The sequence below is a fragment of the Streptomyces sp. 6N223 genome (assembly GCF_052246635.1).
Classification (GTDB): domain Bacteria; phylum Actinomycetota; class Actinomycetes; order Streptomycetales; family Streptomycetaceae; genus Streptomyces.
Genome location: NZ_JBQQCA010000007.1, coordinates 127825 through 146111, shown reverse-complemented (window position 1 = coordinate 146111; position 18287 = coordinate 127825). Strand labels below are relative to the sequence as shown.

General features: G+C 72.5%; 11 protein-coding genes and 2 pseudogenes. 5 read left to right on the top strand and 8 right to left on the bottom strand.

The annotated features are described in order from the left end of the window. Positions 1-105 precede the first annotated feature (105 nt). The 6 genes from ACTWQH_RS07680 to ACTWQH_RS07655 form a co-directional block, all read right to left on the bottom strand. Positions 106-6636 carry a type I polyketide synthase gene (locus ACTWQH_RS07680; protein WP_443285595.1) on the bottom strand — a complete coding sequence of 2177 codons (6531 nt, stop codon included), beginning with the start codon at positions 6634-6636 and terminating at the stop codon, positions 106-108. 17 nt (positions 6637-6653) lie between these two features. Further along, positions 6654-7967, bottom strand: coding sequence for a beta-ketoacyl synthase N-terminal-like domain-containing protein (locus ACTWQH_RS07675; RefSeq protein WP_443285594.1), 1314 nt, complete (start codon positions 7965-7967; stop codon positions 6654-6656). A gap of 40 nt (positions 7968-8007) precedes the next feature. Further along, positions 8008-8274, bottom strand: a complete 267-nt coding sequence (locus tag ACTWQH_RS07670; protein WP_443285593.1) for a DUF5988 family protein — start codon at positions 8272-8274, stop codon at positions 8008-8010. A gap of 157 nt (positions 8275-8431) precedes the next feature. Continuing rightward, entirely contained in the window at positions 8432-9499 is a 1068-nt protein-coding gene (locus ACTWQH_RS07665) for an IPT/TIG domain-containing protein (protein ID WP_443285592.1), read from the bottom strand. Positions 9500-9585: 86 nt separating this feature from the next. Further along, positions 9586-10152 carry an IPT/TIG domain-containing protein gene (locus ACTWQH_RS07660; protein ID WP_443285591.1) on the bottom strand — a complete coding sequence of 189 codons (567 nt, stop codon included), beginning with the start codon at positions 10150-10152 and terminating at the stop codon, positions 9586-9588. Further along, complete coding sequence (locus tag ACTWQH_RS07655; RefSeq protein WP_443285590.1) at positions 10068-10319, bottom strand: IPT/TIG domain-containing protein; 252 nt, start codon at positions 10317-10319, stop codon at positions 10068-10070. Before ACTWQH_RS07655 ends, ACTWQH_RS07660 begins: the two co-directional genes overlap by 85 nt. A 563-nt stretch (positions 10320-10882) precedes the next feature. On the opposite strand from ACTWQH_RS07655, the gene ACTWQH_RS07650 reads away from it, so the two are divergent. Further along, positions 10883-11209 carry a hypothetical protein gene (locus ACTWQH_RS07650; RefSeq protein WP_443285589.1) on the top strand — a complete coding sequence of 109 codons (327 nt, stop codon included), beginning with the start codon at positions 10883-10885 and terminating at the stop codon, positions 11207-11209. Positions 11210-11406: 197 nt separating this feature from the next. On the opposite strand, the gene ACTWQH_RS07645 is transcribed toward ACTWQH_RS07650, so the two are convergent. Both ACTWQH_RS07645 and ACTWQH_RS07640 read right to left on the bottom strand, forming a co-directional pair. Next, positions 11407-11928 carry an IPT/TIG domain-containing protein gene (locus ACTWQH_RS07645; protein WP_443285588.1) on the bottom strand — a complete coding sequence of 174 codons (522 nt, stop codon included), beginning with the start codon at positions 11926-11928 and terminating at the stop codon, positions 11407-11409. An 85-nt stretch (positions 11929-12013) separates the two neighbouring features. Further along, positions 12014-12142, bottom strand: a pseudogene (locus ACTWQH_RS07640) (IPT/TIG domain-containing protein); the annotation flags it as partial. 310 nt (positions 12143-12452) lie between these two features. Here ACTWQH_RS07640 and ACTWQH_RS07635 point away from each other — a divergent pair. The 4 genes and pseudogenes from ACTWQH_RS07635 (at position 12453) to ACTWQH_RS07620 (ending at position 18127) form a co-directional block, all read left to right on the top strand. Further along, positions 12453-13268 (top strand): beta-propeller fold lactonase family protein, encoded by an 816-nt coding sequence (locus ACTWQH_RS07635; RefSeq protein WP_443285587.1) that lies wholly within the window; start codon positions 12453-12455, stop codon positions 13266-13268. Between the two features lie 553 nt (positions 13269-13821). Beyond that, positions 13822-14319, top strand: a pseudogene (locus ACTWQH_RS07630) (Ig-like domain-containing protein); the annotation flags it as partial. Between the two features lie 172 nt (positions 14320-14491). Then, the gene (locus tag ACTWQH_RS07625; protein ID WP_443285586.1) at positions 14492-15601 is read left to right on the top strand and encodes an Ig-like domain-containing protein; all 1110 of its coding nucleotides are present in this window, start codon (positions 14492-14494) and stop codon (positions 15599-15601) included. Between the two features lie 393 nt (positions 15602-15994). Continuing rightward, entirely contained in the window at positions 15995-18127 is a 2133-nt protein-coding gene (locus tag ACTWQH_RS07620; protein WP_443285585.1) for a hypothetical protein, read from the top strand. The last annotated feature ends 160 nt before the right edge of the window (positions 18128-18287 follow it).

Genomic DNA, 18287 nt, shown 5'->3' with positions numbered 1-18287 from the left:
TGTTTTTTGCTTTTTTCTCCCCCCCCCCACGGCCGTGCCTCTCCCGCGTCGGGCGCAGCGTGCCGTGGTTGGCGACGCCGCCTCCGCCCAGAGCGGGCGGCGGGCTCAGCCGGAGCCGAGCCCCATGCGTTCGGACAGCCCGTCGGCCAGCGCCGCCAGGGTGCGGTGCCGCCACACGAAGTCGCCGGCCAGCCGCACGCCGAGGGCCGGCTCGATGCGTGCCCGTACCTCGGTCGCCAGCAGCGAGTCGAAGCCCAGGCTGCGCAGCGGGGTCTGCGGGTCGAGCGTCGTGGTACCGAGTCGCAGCACCGCGCGGATGTGCTCGGCCAGAAACGCCTCCAGCGCGCGGCGCCTCGCGGGCCCTCGCGGCAGGGACAGCAGCCGGTCCCGGGTCTCCCCGGGAACATCCCCGTCGCCGCTCGGCCGGGCCTCGCCATCGGGCTTGAAAAGGCTGAAGAAGTCCGCGTGCCGGCCCGCACGGGGAATCCAGGTCTCGGCGTCTCCGGGGATGACACCGGTCTGCACACGCCGGTGCGCGAGGAGTTCCTGCAGCGCCCGGAATCCCAGCTCCGTGGGAATGGTCTGGTATCCGCGCCGGGCGAAGTCGGTGGCGGCCCCGGTCTCGCCCCACGGGCCCCAGTTGACCGCCAGCGTGGGCAGCCCACGCGCCGTCCGCCAGGCCGCGAAGGCGTCCAGCCATGCGTTCGCCGCGGCGTACGCCGCCTGGCCGGGGTTCCCCAGCAGCGAGGCCATGGAGGAGTGGACGACGAACCAGTCGAGCTCGTGAGCGGCGGTCGCCCGGTGCAGGTGCCACGCGCCGGTGGCCTTCGGCTCCCATGCCCGCGCGAGCCGCTCCTCGTCGAGCGTGGTGACGGCGGCGTCGGCCAGCACCATCGCGCCGTGCACGACGCCGCGCAGGGGCCACGGGTGTTCCTCGGCTTCCGCCACCAGACGCTCGGCGGTTCCGGGCTCGGCGATGTCGCCCAGCGCGACCGTGATCCTGGTGCCGTCGGCGGCGAGCCCGCGCAGGGCGGCCGCGGCCTCGGCCGAGGGCGGCGTGCGGCCGTTGAGCACCAGATGAGCGGCGCCCTGCTTCGCCAGCCACCGCGCGGTGGCCAGCCCGACGCCGCGCAGCCCGCCGGTGATGATGTACGCCCCGTCGCGCCGCACGGTCACCGGCCCCGCGGGCAGCACGGCGGTGGTCTCGCCCTTCCGGGGCGTGGTCAGCACCAGCTTGCCCAGGTGGCGCGCCCCGGACATGAGCCGGAACGCCTCGGAGGCGGCGGTGAGCGGAAACGTCGTGCAGTACAGCGGCTTGAGGCGGCCCGCCGCGAACTCGCCGAGCACCTCCCGCAGCACCGTGTCGAACGTCTCGGGTCGCGACCGCTGGAGTTCGACCAGGTCCACGGTGCGGAAGGTGATGTTGTGCCGCAGCGGCGACAGCCCGAGCAGGGCGTCGGAGAGGATGTCGCGCACGCCCAGCTCCACGAAGCGCCCGAAGGGGCGCAGCGTCTCCAGACCCGCCCGGATCGCCGCGCCGGAGAGCGAGTTCAGCACCACGTCGACGCCCTCGCCGCCGGTCGCCTCGCGGGCCTGGTCCCGGAAGTCCAGGGAGCGGGAGTCCATCACCCGGGCGATCTTCATGGCCCCCAGGTGGCGGCGTTTCTCCTCGCTGCCCGCGGTGGCCAGCACCTCCGCCCCCAGCAGCCGGGCGACGGCGATGGCGGCGAGCCCCGTGCCGCCGGTGGCCGAGTGGATCAGCACGCGCTCGCCCGGGGACAGCCGTGCCACGTGGCGCAGCGCGTACCAGGCGGTGAGAAACGCGATCGGCAGCCCGGCGGCGGGGACCGCGCCGAGCCCGGGGGGAACCGGGGCGACGGCGTCGGCGGGCAGCGTGACGAACGAGGCGAAGGCACCGCCCCGCAGGTCGACGGCGAGCACCTCGTCGCCGACGCGGAAGCGCTCGACGCCCGGGCCGACGGCCGACACCACACCCGCGCACTCGAAGCCGATCCGGTCGCCGGCGTCCGCCTCCCCGACGGGGCCGGGCAGCATGCCGAGGGCGATCAGGACGTCGCGGAAGTTCATTCCGGTGGCGGCCACGCGCACCTCGACCTCGCCGGGCCCGGGCGCGGTCCGCGCCGACTCGGCCAGCCGCAGGCTCTTCAGGTCGCCGGGGCGGCACACCCGCAGCCGGAAGCCGTCCACGCCGCCGCGCGCGGTGCGCGTGGCGACGGCGGACCTCTCGCCCTTCGTCAGGGGCGCCCGCTCCAGCCGGGCGACGTGCCGTACCCGGCCGCGCAGCGCCACCTCGTCCTCGATGTCCTCGGCCCCCTCGGTCCCGTGTCCCCGGTCCGACAGCAGCTCCCGGGCCAGCTCCCCGAGCCCGGTACGGCCGTCGCCACTCCCCGGATCCGCGTCCGCGTCGACCAGGGTGGCCCGCAGCTCCGGGTGCTCCAGCGCCAGCACGCGCACCACGCCCCGCAGCGCGCCCTGAGCCGGATCGGCCACATCCCCGGGCCGCACCTGGCGCGCGCCCCGCGTCACGGCGTACAGGCGCACCGGCCCGGCCGCGGCGCCCGCGATCGCCTGCGCCGCGGCGAGCAGCAACCTGACCCCTTGCAGGCCCGCCGCCGGGTCCTGACCCGGCGTTCCGTCGCGGCTGCCCTGGCACAGCACCGCGACCGCCCGGGGCGGCTCCTGGCACGCCTCCAGCCGGGCGCCGAGCGAGGCCGTCAGCTCCTGCAGCGGTCGCTCAGCGGGCGGCTCCCACACCTCCGTCTTCCCGCCCGCCGACTCGACGGCGCGGGCCAGCGCGTGGGCACGACCGTCCGGCTCGCCGATGATCACGGTGGTGCCGGGCTGAGGGACCCGGCGCGACGGCGTGCGGCGCGGGGCCTCGTGCCAGCCGATGCCGCTGAACCAGCCGTCCACCGCCTGGGAGTCGGCGGCCGCGCGCCGCGTGAACCGCAGGCCGTCGATGGCCAGCACGGGCCTGCCCGACCGGTCCAGCAGGCGCACGTGCCCGGTGATGGCCTCGTCGGTCGCCTCGGCGACGTGGGAGTGGCAGTACGCCGCTGCGGCGGGATCGCCCAGGACGCGCACGTCCCGCATCCCCACCGGCAGGAGAGGGCCCCCGTCACCCTCCCCGATCAGCCGCGCCACGACGAGCTGAGCACACACGTCCACCAGCACGGGGTGAATCCGCAGCGGCGCGTGCCCGGGCCGCCGGGCCTCCCGGGGCACCTCGACCCTCGCCCAGTAGCTCTCGCCGCCCTCGGTGGCGCGCAGCTCGGTCACGCCCGTGAACGCCGGGCCGTGCGCCAGGCCCCGGGCCCGCAGGCTCTCGTACAGGGAGCCCGGATCGAGCCGCCGGGGATGCCGGGGGGCCAGGGAGCCGGACGGCGGAGGCGAGGGGCGCGGCGGGGTGGTGCGGCGGCGCAGCACGGCGGTGGCCTGCGGCACCCAGGCGCCCTGCTCGCCGCGTGCGAAGATCTCGCACCGGGCGTGGTCGGCGTCGGTCAGCGTGACGGTGGTGCTGATCGGGGTCCGCTCGGCGAGGCGGAGGAGCTCCAGGAACCGCAGGTCGGCGATCTCCACCTCCTGGGGCCCGGCGTCGAACGTCTCGCAGGCGCAGGTGAGCGCGATGGCGCAGTGGACCGCTCCCGGGAGGGCCGGCGAGCCGTACACCTGGTGGTCCGCCAGCCAGGGGAGGCCGGCGGTGCCGGCGTCCGCATGCCAGCACAGGCGTACCGGGGTTCCGGGGATCTCCGTGCGCCTGCCGGGGAGCGGGCAGCCGTCCCCGTCCCCGTCGCCGCCCGCGCCCGCCGGGCCGGTTCCCGAGCGCTGCTTGGGGATCTCGGGCCGCGTGAAGTGGCGCGTGCGGTCGAAGGCGATGGTGGGCACGTCCGCGAGCCGCGCGTCCGCGTAGAGCACGGACCAGTCCACGGTGCCGCCGGCGCAGTGCAACGCCGCCAATTGGGTTCGCAGTGTGGCCAGTTCGTCCTCGGCTCGGCGCAGCGTGGGCAGCACCACCGGTTCGGAGGTGAGGCCGGTCAGGCCGGCGAGGCTGAGGGCGAGGGCGCGGCCGACCACGGGATGCGGTGAGATCTCCACGAAGAGCGGGTGACGGTCGGCGGCCGCGGCGGCCACGGCTGCCGCGAACCGCACCGGGCGGCGCAGGTTGGCGCACCAGTACGCGGCGTCGAACGCCGGCTGCCGCTTCGGGTCGTCGAGCACCGTCGAGTAGAAGGGCAGGCGTGGCTGCCGCGGCGTCAGGCCGTCGAGGGCGGCGCGGAGATCGCCGAGCAGCGGGTCCACCTGAGGCGAGTGCGAGGCAACGTCCACGGCGATGGCGGACGCCGGGACGCCGCGCGCCTCCCAGGCTTCCACCAGCCGGTGCACGCGTGCCGTGTCACCGGCCACCACGGTGGACCCGGGGGCCGCGAGCACCGCCACGGAGACCCGCCCGCTGTGCGGGTCGCCCTCGGTGCCGGCCTCGGCGATCTCCGCCTCGACCGTCGCCGCGTCCAGTTCCACGCTGGCCATGGCGCCGTCTCCGGCGATCCGCTCCAGCAGCGCGGAGCGGCGGCAGATCACCCGCACCCCGTCGGGCAGCGAGAGCGCCCCGGCGACGACGGCGGCGGCCACCTCACCCATCGAGTGGCCGATGACGCCGGCCGGCTCCACGCCGTGGCCGCGCCAGGCGGCGGCGAGCGCGATCTGCAGGGCGAAGAGCACCGGCTGCACCCGCCCGCAGCCGCTCACCGGCCGGCCCTGGCGTACCACCTCCAGCACGGAGAATCCGGCCTCGGCCTTGACGAGCTCGTCCACCTCCGCCAGCGCCGAGGCGAAGTCCGGCACGGCGCCCAGCAGTCCGCTGCCCATCCCCGGCCACTGGGAGCCCTGCCCGGAGAAGACCCACACCGGCCGGCGGGAGATGCCCGAGCCGACCGAGCCCGTCACCACGTGCGGCTGAGCCTGCCCGGCGGCGTACGCCCGCAGCGACTCCGCGAGCCGGTCGTGCGAGTCGGCCACCACACCCAGCCGCCCCCGGCCGGGGCTGTGCCGCAGCGCCAGTGTGTGGGCGATGTCCCGCAGCGGCACGCCCGCGCCGCCTCCCTCCAGCCACTCGGCCAGGCGGAGCGCGGCGGCCGGCAGCACGCCCGTCGAACCGGCCGGGACGAGGAAGACCTCGGGCGCGGGCGGTGGCGCCGGCCGCGGTGCGGACACGGCCGGCGCCGGTCTGGGCCGCGCGGTGCGCGGCCTGGCGGTGGAGGGCTGCTCCAGCACCGCGTGGGCGTTGGTGCCGGCGAATCCGAAGGAGGAGACGGCGGCCAGCCGCGGCCCGGAGCGGACCGGCCAGTCGACGAGCCTGGTGGGCACGAAGAACCGTGTGTCCCGGGGCTCGATCGCCGGGTTCCAGTCGGTGAAGTGGAGGTTGGGGGGAACCAGGCCACGGCCGAGGCAGCCGACGGCCTTGATCAGCCCGGCGATCCCGGCGGCCGGCTCCAGGTGGCCCAGGTTGGTCTTCACCGAGGTCAGCGCGCACCGGTCACGGTCGGCCCGGCGCGCGCCGTACACCGCGGCCAGGCTGGCGAACTCGGCGGGGTCGCCGACCGGCGTTCCCGTGCCGTGCGTCTCGACCATGCCGACGTCGCGCGGGTCGACGCCGGCCGCATCGAGCGCCCTGCGGTACACGGCCCGCTGGGCCTCGGCCGAGGGCGCGGCCAGCCCGTCGGACGCGCCGTCCTGGTTGACCGCCGAGCCGCGCAGCACGGCCAGCACCCGGTCACCGTCGCGCACCGCGTCGGCGAGTCGCTTGAGCACGACCACGCCGCAGCCCTCCCCCCGCACGAAGCCGTCGGCGGCCGCGTCGAAGGCGTGGCAGTGCCCGGCGGCCGACAGCATGCCCATCCGCGCGAACGTCCGCGTGATCCTCGGCTGGAGGATGAGCGACACGCCCCCGGCCAGGGCCAGCTCGCACTCGCCCGCGCTGAGGGACTGGGCGGCGAGATGGAGCGCCACGAGGGAGGAGGAGCAGGCGGTGTCCACCGCCAGCGACGGCCCGTGCAGACCGAGGAGGTAGGAGACCCTGCCCGGAGCGACGCAGTGGCCGTTGGTCAGGACGGAGCCTTCGAGCTCACGTGGGTGGCCGGCGAGCCCGTCCATGTAGTCGTGGTAGCTCATGCCGGTGAAGACGCCCACGGGCGCGCCGTGAAGCGCCTCGGGGCGGAACCCGGCGTGTTCCAGGGCCTCCCAGGCCACCTCGAGGAGCAACCGGTGCTGCGGGTCGAGGACTTCGGCCTCGCGGCCGGAAACGCCGAAGAAGTCGGCGTCGAAGCCGGAGACGTCGCGCAGGAAGCCGCCCCAGGGGCGGAGCCGGGCGTCCTCCCAAGCACCCAGCTCCGCCCGGCCTGGTGGCGGCTCGCCGACGGCGTCGCGCCCGTCCGCCAGCAGCCGCCAGAGGGCGGCGGGGGAATCGGCGTCGCCGGGCAGCCGGCAGCCCGCGCCGAGGACGGCGATCGCCTCGCCGTGCGCGCCCCGCGAGTCGCCGTCGCCGTCGCCGTCGCTGAGCTCGGCCTCCTCGGCGTGTTCGGCGTGCGCGCGGACCGGCGCGTGTGTGTGGTCGTCCATGACTCGCCTTTCCTTCCCTACACCGCGTCCGCGCTGCCCAGGAGCATCGCGTGCTTCACGCCGCCGATCTGGTAGTTGAAGCTCAGCGCGTAGTCGAAGTCGAGCGGCCGGGTCGTCGCGCCCGGCACAGGGTCGAAGGGGAGACCGTCGGCGGGCTCCTCGCAGTTGGCCGTCGGGCACACCTCGCCGTGCTCCAGCATCAGCAGCGTCACGGCGGCGCCGAGACAGCCGGACGGGGAGCCGTTGTGGCCGAAGATGCCCTCCTGCGACGTCATCAGCAGGTCGCAGGATTCGCCGTACAGCTTCCTGATCGCCTCGGCCTCGAACGCGGTCACCACGGCGTTGCCGTCGCTGCCGCCGTGCACGTAGGGGATCTGCGACACCCGCCACTTCTCACCGAGGCAGCGGCGGACGGCGTTCACCAGCTCGGCGCCCGTCTCGTCGGCGGCCAGCGGGTTCGCGAGGCCGTCGCGGGCCATGGCGGTGGCGAGAATCTGGCCGTGGGGCTGCGCGCCGCGCCGGTCGGCGTGGGCGCGGCTCTCCACGATGAGCGTCGCCGAGCCCTCGCCGTGGTTGATGCTGCGGGCGCGGCGGTCGTAGGGGCGCATCAGGGACTCGAAGGAGGGGACGAGCTTCGGCATCCCGTCGGAGCGCAGGGCGTCGTAGGTCCGCTGCGCGCCCCGCAGCAACTGCTGGACGTTCTCGATCAGGCCGATGCTGAAGACGTCGACGCCGGTCACGGCGGCGACCTCCACCTCGCCAAGGGCGATCAGGCGCCTGGCCTGGCCGAGCTGCACGGCGGAGGAGGCGCAGCCGCAGGAGACGGTGAAGCACGGCCCCGTGGAGCAGGTGAGGGCGGCCTGGACGAGGGACACGTCGGAAGGCGTCATGGCCTGCTCGGCCGCGACGAAGAGCTCCATCGCCTCCAGGGGGGTGGTCCCCTCCGGATCGGCGCCCATGACCGACAGGTAGCTGTCGACGTTGGCGTCGATGCCACCGCGCCCCACGAGGATGGCCGCCTCGGCGAGCGCGGCGGAGCGGGGCTCCAGACCGGCGTCGAGGCACGCCTCGGCGAGGGAGACGAGGCCGAACCGGTGGGCCGCCGTGTAGTGCCGGGAGAAGATCTCGGGGATGTCGGGGAATCGTTCGGCGAACATCTCCGGGGTGAGATTCACGAAGCCGTAGTACATCGGCTTGGCTGTCAGGCAGGTGTCGCCGCGTGACGCGACCTGCCACAGGTCGTCGGCGCTGAAGGTGGGTCTGAGATGGCCGGGCAGGCAGAATCCCATTCCGGTGACGACGGCGTCCCTGGCGCTCCTGGCTCGACTCATCGGCGGTCCTTTTCATGGGTGAATGCTTGACTGTGCGACACTATTCCGCGATGAATGTGCGATGGCGCCATCGATAGATCGGGGTGAGAATGCCGCATACCTCGACGTACTCGCCGATGAACTCGAAATGCTCGTAACCGTTCCCCTGCAAGATCTTGACCTTGCTCTGGAAGTCCGTTCTCGCGACGGGCCACAGGCGCGGAACACTGAATGGGCAGTCGATGAGGATGACTAGTGATTGCGACACTGGGCTGCCCTTTCGGTGACATCCTGTCCCGAAAAACTCTACCCAAATTGCTGCCGCCATAGGCTGGATTCCGCGTTGTTCAGAGTGCCCTTAAGGTGGTACAGGATGCGTTTCTCTGATGCTGCTTTTCGGCTGCGCGAAGGGCGCTCCGCGCGAACGCAACAGTGCCCTCCGGAAGGGGGGCACCGCTTGGAAGTGGGGTAATCGGAGTCGGCCGTCAGATCTCCGGCCCGGCGAGCCGGGTGTACGTCAGCGGGGAGGTGGTGCCACCCGGCGTGCTGAGCACGACGCCCACCGGCCCGGGCGCTCCCGGCGGGGCCGTGGCCACGACGTGCGTGTCGGAGACGATCGTGAACGGGGCGGGGAGCGTGCCGAACAGCACCTCGGTGGCCCGGCCCAGGCCGGAGCCGGACAGCGTGACGGAGTTGCCTCCCGTGGCCGGCCCCGCGTCGGGCTGGAGGGCGCTGACCTGGGGGGCGTCGAGGTAGAGGTAGTGCAGCGCGTTGCTCGTCCCGCCCGGCGTGACCACGGTCAGCTCGGCGGCCCCGGGGACTCCCGGCGGGACCGTCGCCGTGATCCGCTCGTCGGAGAGGACCGTGAAGGAGGCGGCCGGCGCGTCGCCGAAGCGCACCTGGCTGGTCTCGATCAGCCCGCTGCCCGTGATGGTGACGGTGTTTCCGCCTCCGGCCGGGCCCGCGCCGGGCAGGACGGCGACCAGCACGGGAGCCGCAACGTAGTAGTAGAGGACCCCGGGGGCGCTGGCTCCGGCCGGGGTGGTGACGATGACGTCGACCGGCCCGGTGCCGTCGGGCGGCACGACGGCGGTGAGCCGCTGGTCCGAGGTCACCGTGAACGAGGACGAGGGGATTCCGCCGAAGGTGACGGCGGTGGCCCCCGACAGCGCGGTGCCGGTGATGGTGACCGTGTTGCCGCCGGAGGAGGGACCCTGGTCCGGGCTGACATGGGTCACCTTTGGAGGCGCCACGGTGACGTACCCGTACGGCAGGCCGTTGCTGGTGCCGGCCGGCGTCGTGACCGTGACCTGGACGGTGCCGCTCCCCTGCGGGGCGATCGCCGTGATCCTCGTCGCCGAGTTGACGGTGAACGCCGGGGACGCCCGCTCTCCGAACCGGACGGCCGTGGCTCCGGTGAAGTTGGTCCCGGTCACCGCCACGGCGTTGCCACCCGTGGTGGGGCCGGAGGCCGGGGAGACCGACTGGACGGTGGGCGGGTCCGGGTCCGGGTGATGCATCACCGCTTGCGGGATGACCGGCGGGTGGGACATGGGCGTCGCTCCTTCGGCGCTCTTCGTCGGGGAGCCCCGGCCGGCCGGGGGGCAGGGGCCGGCCGGGGCCGCTTGGAGGTCGCCCGTCAGATACCCGGGACTGTGAGGTAGGTGAAGGCGCCCGCCAGGGTCACGGTGCCGCCGGTGCCGGTCAGCACGACGTCCACCACGCCCGTCCCGGCGGAGTCACCGCGGCGGCGGTGTCGGAGAGGACGGTGAGCGGCGGTGGCGCCGCCGAAGGTGACCGACTCGGTGGTGCCGAGGCTGGTCCCGGTGATCGTCACGGGGGTGCCGCCGCTCTCCGGCCCCGTGGCGGGGGCGAGGGCGGTGACGGTGGGAGCGTCCACGTAGGTGTAGTAGACACCGTCGTTGACGCCGCCGGCCGTCGTGACGCTGACGGACACGACCCCGGCGGCGGCCGCCGCGGGCACCGTTACGGTGAGCTGGCCGTCGTTGACCACCGTGGGCGTCGCGGCGTTGGCACCGAAGTTCACGGCGGTCGCTGTGCTCAGGCCGCTGCCGAAGACGGTGACGGTGTTGCCGCCCGCCGTCGGGCCGTTCGTTGTGCTCAGGCCGGCCTTGAACGGCGCGGGCACGTAGTAGAACTGCAGCGGATTGCTGGTGCCGCCCGGCGTCGTGACGCGCACGTCCACGACACGTTGCCTGAGGGGGAGAGCACCGAGACCGAGGTCGCGGTGTTGGCGGTGATGGTCGCGGGTTTGGTTCCGAATGTCACGGCCGAGGCGTTGGCGAGGTTGGTCCCCGTGATGGTGACCGCCGTCCCGCCGCCGGTCGATCCCTGATTGGGTGAAATGGGCACGGTCGTCTCCTTGGCTCACGATACGAGTTCGCGTCTCCTGATTCCCTGATAGGGATGCGTGCGAGAGATACGCGCGGCGCCGCACTGGAGTCGAGATCGGCCGATGGGCCAAGAGCCGCACCAGCCGGTGCCTGACGCCGGCACCGGCTGGTGGTCCAATTCCTCTGCGGGGACACCCATATGGCAAGTGGCACTGCCATTCGCCATTTCCCCGGAGAGGATGCGCAGCCCACCGGTTGGACAATTCCAGTACTCCATACGAGGGAGCCAGGCCGCAATAGGCAGCGTGCGAACTCACCCGAAAAGCGGAGCGTGCGGCCCGGAAATGTACCACCGGGCGCGATGATGACGTCCGTGGGCTTCTTCTCGTCGCAGCGACCTCTCGCGCCGAGCCGCAACATGTGCTGCCGCGAACGCATCTTTGCCCCCACTCCGCGCCCTGTTACCGGCATTCAGGTGAGGCCAGTCTGATCGTACTGAACGCGGTACTGATTCCCGGCAGGAAATCGGTGTGGCGCATTCGGTACTCAACAGTGATCCCGCACGATCAGGAGTGAGTGGCAATGAACAAATTGCGAACGGCGCGGCGTTCCGCGCGGTGCCTGGCGGCCGGTGCCGTCGCCGCACTGGCGCTGACGGCCTCGGCCGCTGGCACGGCGGTCGCCGCCCAGCCGGCCCAGGAAGCTCAGCAGACGCCGACGTACGACTGCGATGACGCCTTCGAGACCTTCGGCCTCGTCTCGGCCTTCGACTGCGACTCGTCGCCTGGCGCCCCGCGGCTGGGCACGATCGACGGTCCCTTCGTCATCAACACGCCGACCGACAGCTGGACCTGTGGCACCGGGCTGGCGGTCGTGCCGGTGGTGGTGTTGGCGTTCGGCTGTGAGTGACCGAGCCCGGGTCCGCTGACCCGTGACGTTGGCGGGGACGGCCGCGCGCTGCGGCCGTCCCCGCGGTGAGTCGGGTCCAGCGGGCTGAGCACCCCGTCCGGGGTGCTCCATGCCAAGGCGACGCGGACTGGACCTCCTCAAGGAGATGGTCCAGCCCGCAGCCAGGGCAGCCGCTGGGAGCCCTTCTCGCTCCAATCTCAGCCTGGTGTGACGGCGTAGGTGAAGGTCTGTGTGGCGTCGCTGCCGCCGAGGCCGACGACCGTCACGGTGACCGTGCCGGTACCCTCGGGGGAGGAGGAGATGATCTCGGTGTCGTCGTTGATGAGGAAGACGCCGGGCTCGGTGCCGTAGAGGACGTCGATGACGTCGCTGAGGCCGGTTCCGGTGATGGTGGAGGCGGTGCCGCCGTAGTCGGGCCCGCTGGTGGGGCTCATGCTGGTGACCACCGGGGGCGCGACGTAGGTGTACGTCAGGCCGTTGGTGGTTCCGCCGATGGTGGTGACCCGCACCGGCACGCTGCCCGAGACCGTGGCGGTGGGCACGTTGACGTTGAGGGTGCTGTCGTTGACGACCGTCGGCACCGCGGAGTTGGCCCCGAACGACACCGATGTCGCCGTCGAGAAGTGGGTGCCGCTGATGACGGTGGTGCCGCCGCTGAGCGGGCCGGAAGCGGGGGTCACGGCCGTCTTGTACGGCGGCAGGATGTAGTAGTACCACACGGGCGCGCTGGTGCCGCCCGGGTGTGGTGACCCTGACCTGCTGGGCGCTGGCGTTCGACGGCGCGATCGCCGTGATCTGCGTGTCGCTGTCCACGGTGAAGCCGGCCGACTTGATGCCGAACGTCACGCTCGTCGCGCCCGTGAAACCGCTGCCGGTGATGGTGACCGCGTTGCCGCCCGAGGCCGGTCCCTGATTGGGGTTGAGGGTAACCATGGTGCTCTCATTTCCGAGACGTCTGTGTTCCGGTGCCCCCTCGTGGTGCCCCTTACCGGAAATTGCAGCAGACCCAGGCGCGTTCGTCGATGGAAAGAAAGCATCAGCTGATGCTTATGGGACCATCCGATGTACCCATGTGCGCACACCATTCCCTTCGAATGCGCCACTTGCGCGGCATGGGAACGGGCTGGAACGGTGATGGGAGAGAGCCTCGAGCCATGACAAGGGGGGCGAGAGGAGCGTCTCCCGATGTCCGTGCCCCCTCCTGCTCCCCTCATCGACCGCGCGGTTCCCCCTCACCATCGGCGTGGGACCGGCGCCGACCGGTGTCGCGGTGCGCCCCGACGGGCTGCGCGTCTACGTCTCCAACTCCGGTGACGGCACGCTCAGCGTGCTCGACACCAGCACGCCGACCGGTACGGTCGTCGCCACCGTCGTCGTCGGGTCGACGCCGTGGGGCGTGGCGGTGTCGCCTGCGGGCCAGCGGGTCTACGTCTCCAACGCCGGCTCCGGGACGGTGAGCGTCATCGACACCGCCACCGACACGGTGGCGGCCACGATCACCGGGTTTACCCAGCCGCGCGGGCTGGCCGTGAAGCCCAGCGGAACCGAGCTGTTCGTGGCCAACTCCGGCGCCGGGACGGTCGGCGTCGTCGACACCTCCGCCAACGCTCTCGTCGCCACCATCCCCGTGGGCACCGCCCCCGACACCGTGGCGATCAGACCCGACCTGCTGCGGGTGTATGTCTCCAACGCCGGCTCCGGCACGGTCAGCGTGATCAACACGGCGGCCCGGGCGGTCGCCGCGACGATCGGCGGCTTCAGCCAGCCGCGCGGCGTGGCGGTGAACCCCGCCGGGACCGAGCTGTACGTGGCCGACCCGGGCACCGCGCTGGTCAGCGTGGTCAACACCACGACCAACGCTGTCGACCAGCCCATCGACCTCGCCACCAGCCCGTGGTACCTCGCGGCCTCGCCGGACGGCACGCTCGTCTACGCCACGAAAACCGACGACGGCGCGCTCGCGGCGATCAACACGGCCAGCCGCATGCCGACGCACCACATCGTGGGCTTCGCCGGCCCCTTCCGCGTGGCCACCAGCGTGGCCCGGACGTCGGGCTGATGCTGGTGATGACCGGACCCCCGAGGTAGGTGTACTGGCCGGCGTTGGATACGCCGCCGATGCCATCAGGGTCCGCGTCATCACGCCACCCGGCGCGCCCGGCCCCGCGGCCGTCGTCGTGACCATCACCACCGGCCATACGGCCACCGCCCCCACGCCGTACACCTACACATGAACCGCCGCAGGTGACATCAGGCTGTACGACCGAGGGCGTGGTCGGCTCGTGGCGGGAGGCGCGCGAGGCGCGCCAGCAGAGGCAAGAGGGTACGGGCCGATCCGCACGGGCCAGGTAACAAGGCGCGCTGGAGCGTACGCTCCGCCATTCGGGCCGTCTTCGGGACAGGCTCTGGCGCGGCGGCCGACACGCGGTGCCTACTGGTGATACGAGCCGGCGGGTCACCCATCTCACTGGCGGAAGGCCCCGGCGCCATGCGGCGTCGGCAGTGCCTCCAGATGGGCCCCGCGCGGACGCAAGACTCCGCCCCCGCAGTGACGGTGTGAGGGACTGCGGCGGCCCATTCCGATTCGACATCGCGAGAGGGCCGCACACATCATGGCTGCTTCGACAACGACAATGTCCTCGACACCGAATTCCTCGATCTTCGGTCAGAGCGTCACGTACACCGCAACCGTCGCCTCGGTGCCGCCGGGCGCGTTCACGCCGACCGGCACCGTCACCTTCATCCTGGCGGGCGGTCCCACGCTGACCGCGAGCCTCGACGCCGCTGGGCAGGCCACCGTCACCGACAACTCCCTGGACGCCGGTAGCCACAACGTCAGCGCCACCTATAGCGGTGACGCGAATCTCGACCCCTCCTCGGCCACCATCGTCCAGCAGGTGACCCAGGCGGCCACGACGACATCGGTGACGACGTCTCCGCCGTCGTCGGTGTTCGGCGAGCCGGTGACGCTGACGGCGCCGGGGGCGGGTGTCCCGACGGGGACGGTGACCTTCGCCGTCAGCGGGGGACCGACTCTCACCGGAACGCTCGACGCCACCGGCACGGCGACGGTGTCGACCAGCGCGATTCCCGTCGGTGCGCAGACGGTGACGGCGGCGTACGGCGGTGACGCGGAGTTCACCGGCTCCTCCGGGACCGCGACTCACGTAGTGGCCCAGGCGTCGACCACGACGCCCGTGACGACCTCGCCCAACCCCTCGGCCGCCGGCCAGTCGGTCCTCCTGACCGCGTCGGTCACCGCCGTCGCCCCCGGGGGCCGGTGTGCCCACGGGCACGGTGACGTTCGCCATCAGCGGCGGTCCTACTCTCACCGGAACGCTCGACGCCTCGGGAACCGCGACGACGACCACGGACGCGATTCCCGTCGGCACGCAGACCGTGACGGCGACCTACAGCGGCGACACCAACTTCACCGGTTCGTCCGGCACGGCGAGCCAGACAGTGGCCCAGGCGTCGTCCGCGACGACCGTGACCGTGTCTCCGCCGTCCTCGGTCTTCGGCGAGCCGGTGACGCTGACGGCGTCCGTGGTGGCGGCGGCTCCGGGGGAGGGCGTGCCCACCGGCACGGTGACGTTCACCATCAGCGGCGGCCCGACCCTCACCGGAACGCTCGACGCCTCTGGAACGGCAACGGTGTCGACCGACGCGATCCTCGTCGGCACCCAGACCGTCACCGCGTCCTACAGCGGCGACGCGGAGTTCACGGGCTCCTCCGGCACTACGACCCTCGCCGTGGCCCAGGCGTCCACGGAGACGTCGGTGACCGTCTCTCCCGACCCCTCGGCCGCCGGGCAGCCGGTCCTCCTGACCGCGTCGGTCTCCGCCGTACCCCCGGGTGCGGGCGTGCCCACGGGCACGGTGACGTTCGCCGTCAGCGGCGGCCCGACCCTCACCGCACCGCTCAACGCCGCGGAGCAGGCGAGCGGCAGCACCAGCGCGCTCACCTCGGGCACGCACACGGTGACCGCGACCTACAGCGGTGACGGCTGCTTCAGCGGGTCGTCGGGCACCATCACGCAGGACGTCAGGGGCGCCAACACGTCGCTGACCGCCTCTTCCGCGACCATCCGTTTGCGGGCCAACGGCACCTTCTTCATCCCCACCCTCACCGCGACCCTCACCAACCGGACCACCCGGTCCCCCATCCCCGGCCAGACCATCACCTTCACGGTTGAGACGCTGCTGGGGCAGATCACGCTGGGGACGGCGGTGACCGACAGCAGCGGCAGGGCAACCCTGACCAATGCCACGGTGCCGCCCCTGGCGATCCTCGCCAACTCCTACAAGGCCATGTTCGCCGGTGCTCCCGGGCTGAGCGCGTCGACCGCCACCGGGCGGCTGAGCGCCCAGCTCTTCCCGCCGGTGTTCTGACCCGCGTCCGCCCTGCGGTCCTCGCACGGCCGCGATCCGGGCCCGCGGGCCCGGATCGCGGTGGACCGCCTCCCCGGAGGGGCAGCTGGAGGAAGGTCGCGTTCCCGCACAGGTACGCCTCGATGGGCTCGGCGCCCTGGGCCATCAGCTCCTTGTTGTACTCGGTGCGCGGCCCGGGGCAACTCACCACCGGCAAGCTGACATCGTCAGCCGTTAGTGTGGCGCGTGCGCCTGCACCCCCCACCCCCGGTAGCGACAGGAGCAGGACTGATGACCGGCTACGTGATGGCTGCCACCGATGCCGATGGCAATCGGCTCGGGGAACGTGTCGTCGCCTCGTCGCCCACCCTCGGTGAAGCCGCCACATACGGCAACAGACACCGTGCGAACTATGTGTCGGTCCGCCATGGCCACGACATCACCCTCTACGGGAGAGACGCCACCGGCACCTGGCGGGTCCTGGTCGCCAATGCTCCCGCCCCCGTCGTCGTGGAGATACGCCGCCAGCACGATGCCTCGTGCCGACCGGAGCCGACGGCCAGGGACGGTAGCCCTCAGGTCGGCTTCGAGTACCCGTCCACTCCTGGGGACGATCACGTGTTGACCGCCATCGACGTGGACGGGGAACCGTTCGGGAAGCACATCAGCTCCACGGCGCCCACGCTCACCGCGGCCGCCTCACTCGGCGATCTCCACGGGGCGAACTACGTCATAGCCGGCCGGGACGGCGGCGCCGTGGTCACGCTGTTCGGGCGGGATGCCGGCGGCTCCTGGTCGGTGATCGCGGCCGATGTCGATGTCGAGACCGCCGAGGAGGTGTGCCTCTGGTTCGACCTCACACGGCATTACGGGGGCCCGTTCTCGGCCGGCACCGACCCCGGCGGCCGGGTCGGCCACCCTCTCGACCATGTCTCGCCGCCCGAGGGCGGGCGGATGGCCGCGGCGCGGGCGATCTCACTGGTCGTGGAGTGGATCCGGGCACGCGGCCTGGACCACCCCACACAGGGGCTGGCGGCGGACCGCTTCGAAGCGGGGTGGAGCGTGTACGCGCCGGTGGACGTCGACGACAGCGACCCGATGGCGTTCCTGGAAACCCTGTCGGTGGGCGGGTCGGTGTTCCTGGTGAGCGACCTCGGGCGGGTCAAGGAGATTTCGAGCGCGGTCCCTCCGCAGGAGGCGGAGGAGCTGTTCACCGCCGAAGAGGCGTACGTGCGCCGCGCTCTCGCCGAGGAAGAGTTCATGGCCGACCTCAGGGACGAGGTCATGCGGCTGCAGGGCGAGTCGGAAGGCTCCGCGGGCATCAGCTCGTTCACCATCGACGCCCCCACCCAGGAGGTGGTCGCGGCCAGGGCGTCCCGGCTGCTCGACCCGCTCGCGCAGCAGGTGGCCCTGCTCGGCCCGCCGGGGTGGGACCGCTTCGCGGCGGTCTTCTCCCTCACCGTCTCCGCCGAGGTCGCCCAGCTGCGGTTCTGGTCCGGCAGGCGGAGTACCGATGTTCTGGTACCGGAACAGATAGCGGTGCTGGTCCGCCGGCAGCGACACCTCGCCGCGCGGATGCCGGCCGGGCCGTGGTGGCGCCTGCTGCTTGACGTCAGACGCGGCTCCGGAACGGACGCCCGGATCACCACGGACTACGACTACGGCGACCGGCCCTTCCCCGACGACCACCTGCTGGCCCCCGAGCACTACCGCGATGACCTGGCCGCCTACCCGCGCGCCGACACACCGGCCTGGCTGGCCGCACACGTCGCCAGCGCCGCACCCCGCACCGCACCGCGAGCCACCCGTGCGACGACACGGCCGCCCGACCCCCGGCAGGACTGGCCCGCGCCGCCGCCGACGCGACAGGCCTCGGCCCCGCACTCCGGTGCGGGGGCCCCCGCACCACAGAACCCGTACCACGCACCGAACCCTCCGCAGGGCCCGATGCCCCCCGCGAGACCGGCGCAACCCGGCCCGGTTCCGGTGCTCGATACGCGAGTCGGCCGGAAACGTCTCTACGCCGACCCGCAGGTGATCACCTTCGGCAAAAAATCACTCGCGCTCGACCAGGTGGAGTGGGTCAGCTACCCAGTGACCCGGACCGCCACAAATCACTTCCCGTTCCCGACGACCTACGTGAACGGCTGGGAGTTCCGTGTAGGCCAGTACCCGTACTACGTCGGGCCGGAAATCCTCGTGTACTTCGTCACGGGAGGCCGCGAGGCCGAACAGCCCGCGGAGTGGACGTTTCTGGTGAACCTGGCCAGGCAGTACCTGGAGCCCCGGTTGCTCACCGACCTGGTCGCCCGGGTGCGCCGTGGTGAGACCGTCACGGTCGGCGGCAGCCTGAAGGTGAACCAGGGCGGCATCGCGTGTAAGAGGCCGCGGCTCTCCCTGCCCTGGCAGTCGATCAGCGCTACCCAACTGCACGACGGCACGGCCTGCATCTATCAGGTGGGCGTCGGGACGCCGGTGTTGACCGTGCCGCTGAGCCACCCCAACGCCGTGTTGATCCCGGACCTCTTCGCCGCACTCACGTCGTGAGGCCGGGCTCCCGGTCGCTTCGCTGCTCCGGTAACACCATCGGCGGGGGATCGGACGACCAAAAGGCAAAGGCAAGGAGATCGCACTCCTTGCCACTCTCAACATATAGCGCACCGGGGGGCTTGCGGCAAGACCCGGGTTCTACCGCAGAATCGGCGGC

Excerpts from the sequence above, each read along its gene's own strand:
- ACTWQH_RS07650 (WP_443285589.1), top strand. The coding sequence starts at position 10,883 with ATGAACAAATTGCGAACGGCGCGGCGTTCCGCGCGGTGCCTGGCGGCC.
- ACTWQH_RS07665 (WP_443285592.1), bottom strand. The coding sequence starts at position 9,499 with ATGTCCCACCCGCCGGTCATCCCGCAAGCGGTGATGCATCACCCGGAC.
- ACTWQH_RS07680 (WP_443285595.1), bottom strand. The coding sequence starts at position 6,636 with ATGGACGACCACACACACGCGCCGGTCCGCGCGCACGCCGAACACGCC.
- ACTWQH_RS07675 (WP_443285594.1), bottom strand. The coding sequence starts at position 7,967 with ATGAGTCGAGCCAGGAGCGCCAGGGACGCCGTCGTCACCGGAATGGGA.
- ACTWQH_RS07670 (WP_443285593.1), bottom strand. The coding sequence starts at position 8,274 with ATGGCGGCAGCAATTTGGGTAGAGTTTTTCGGGACAGGATGTCACCGA.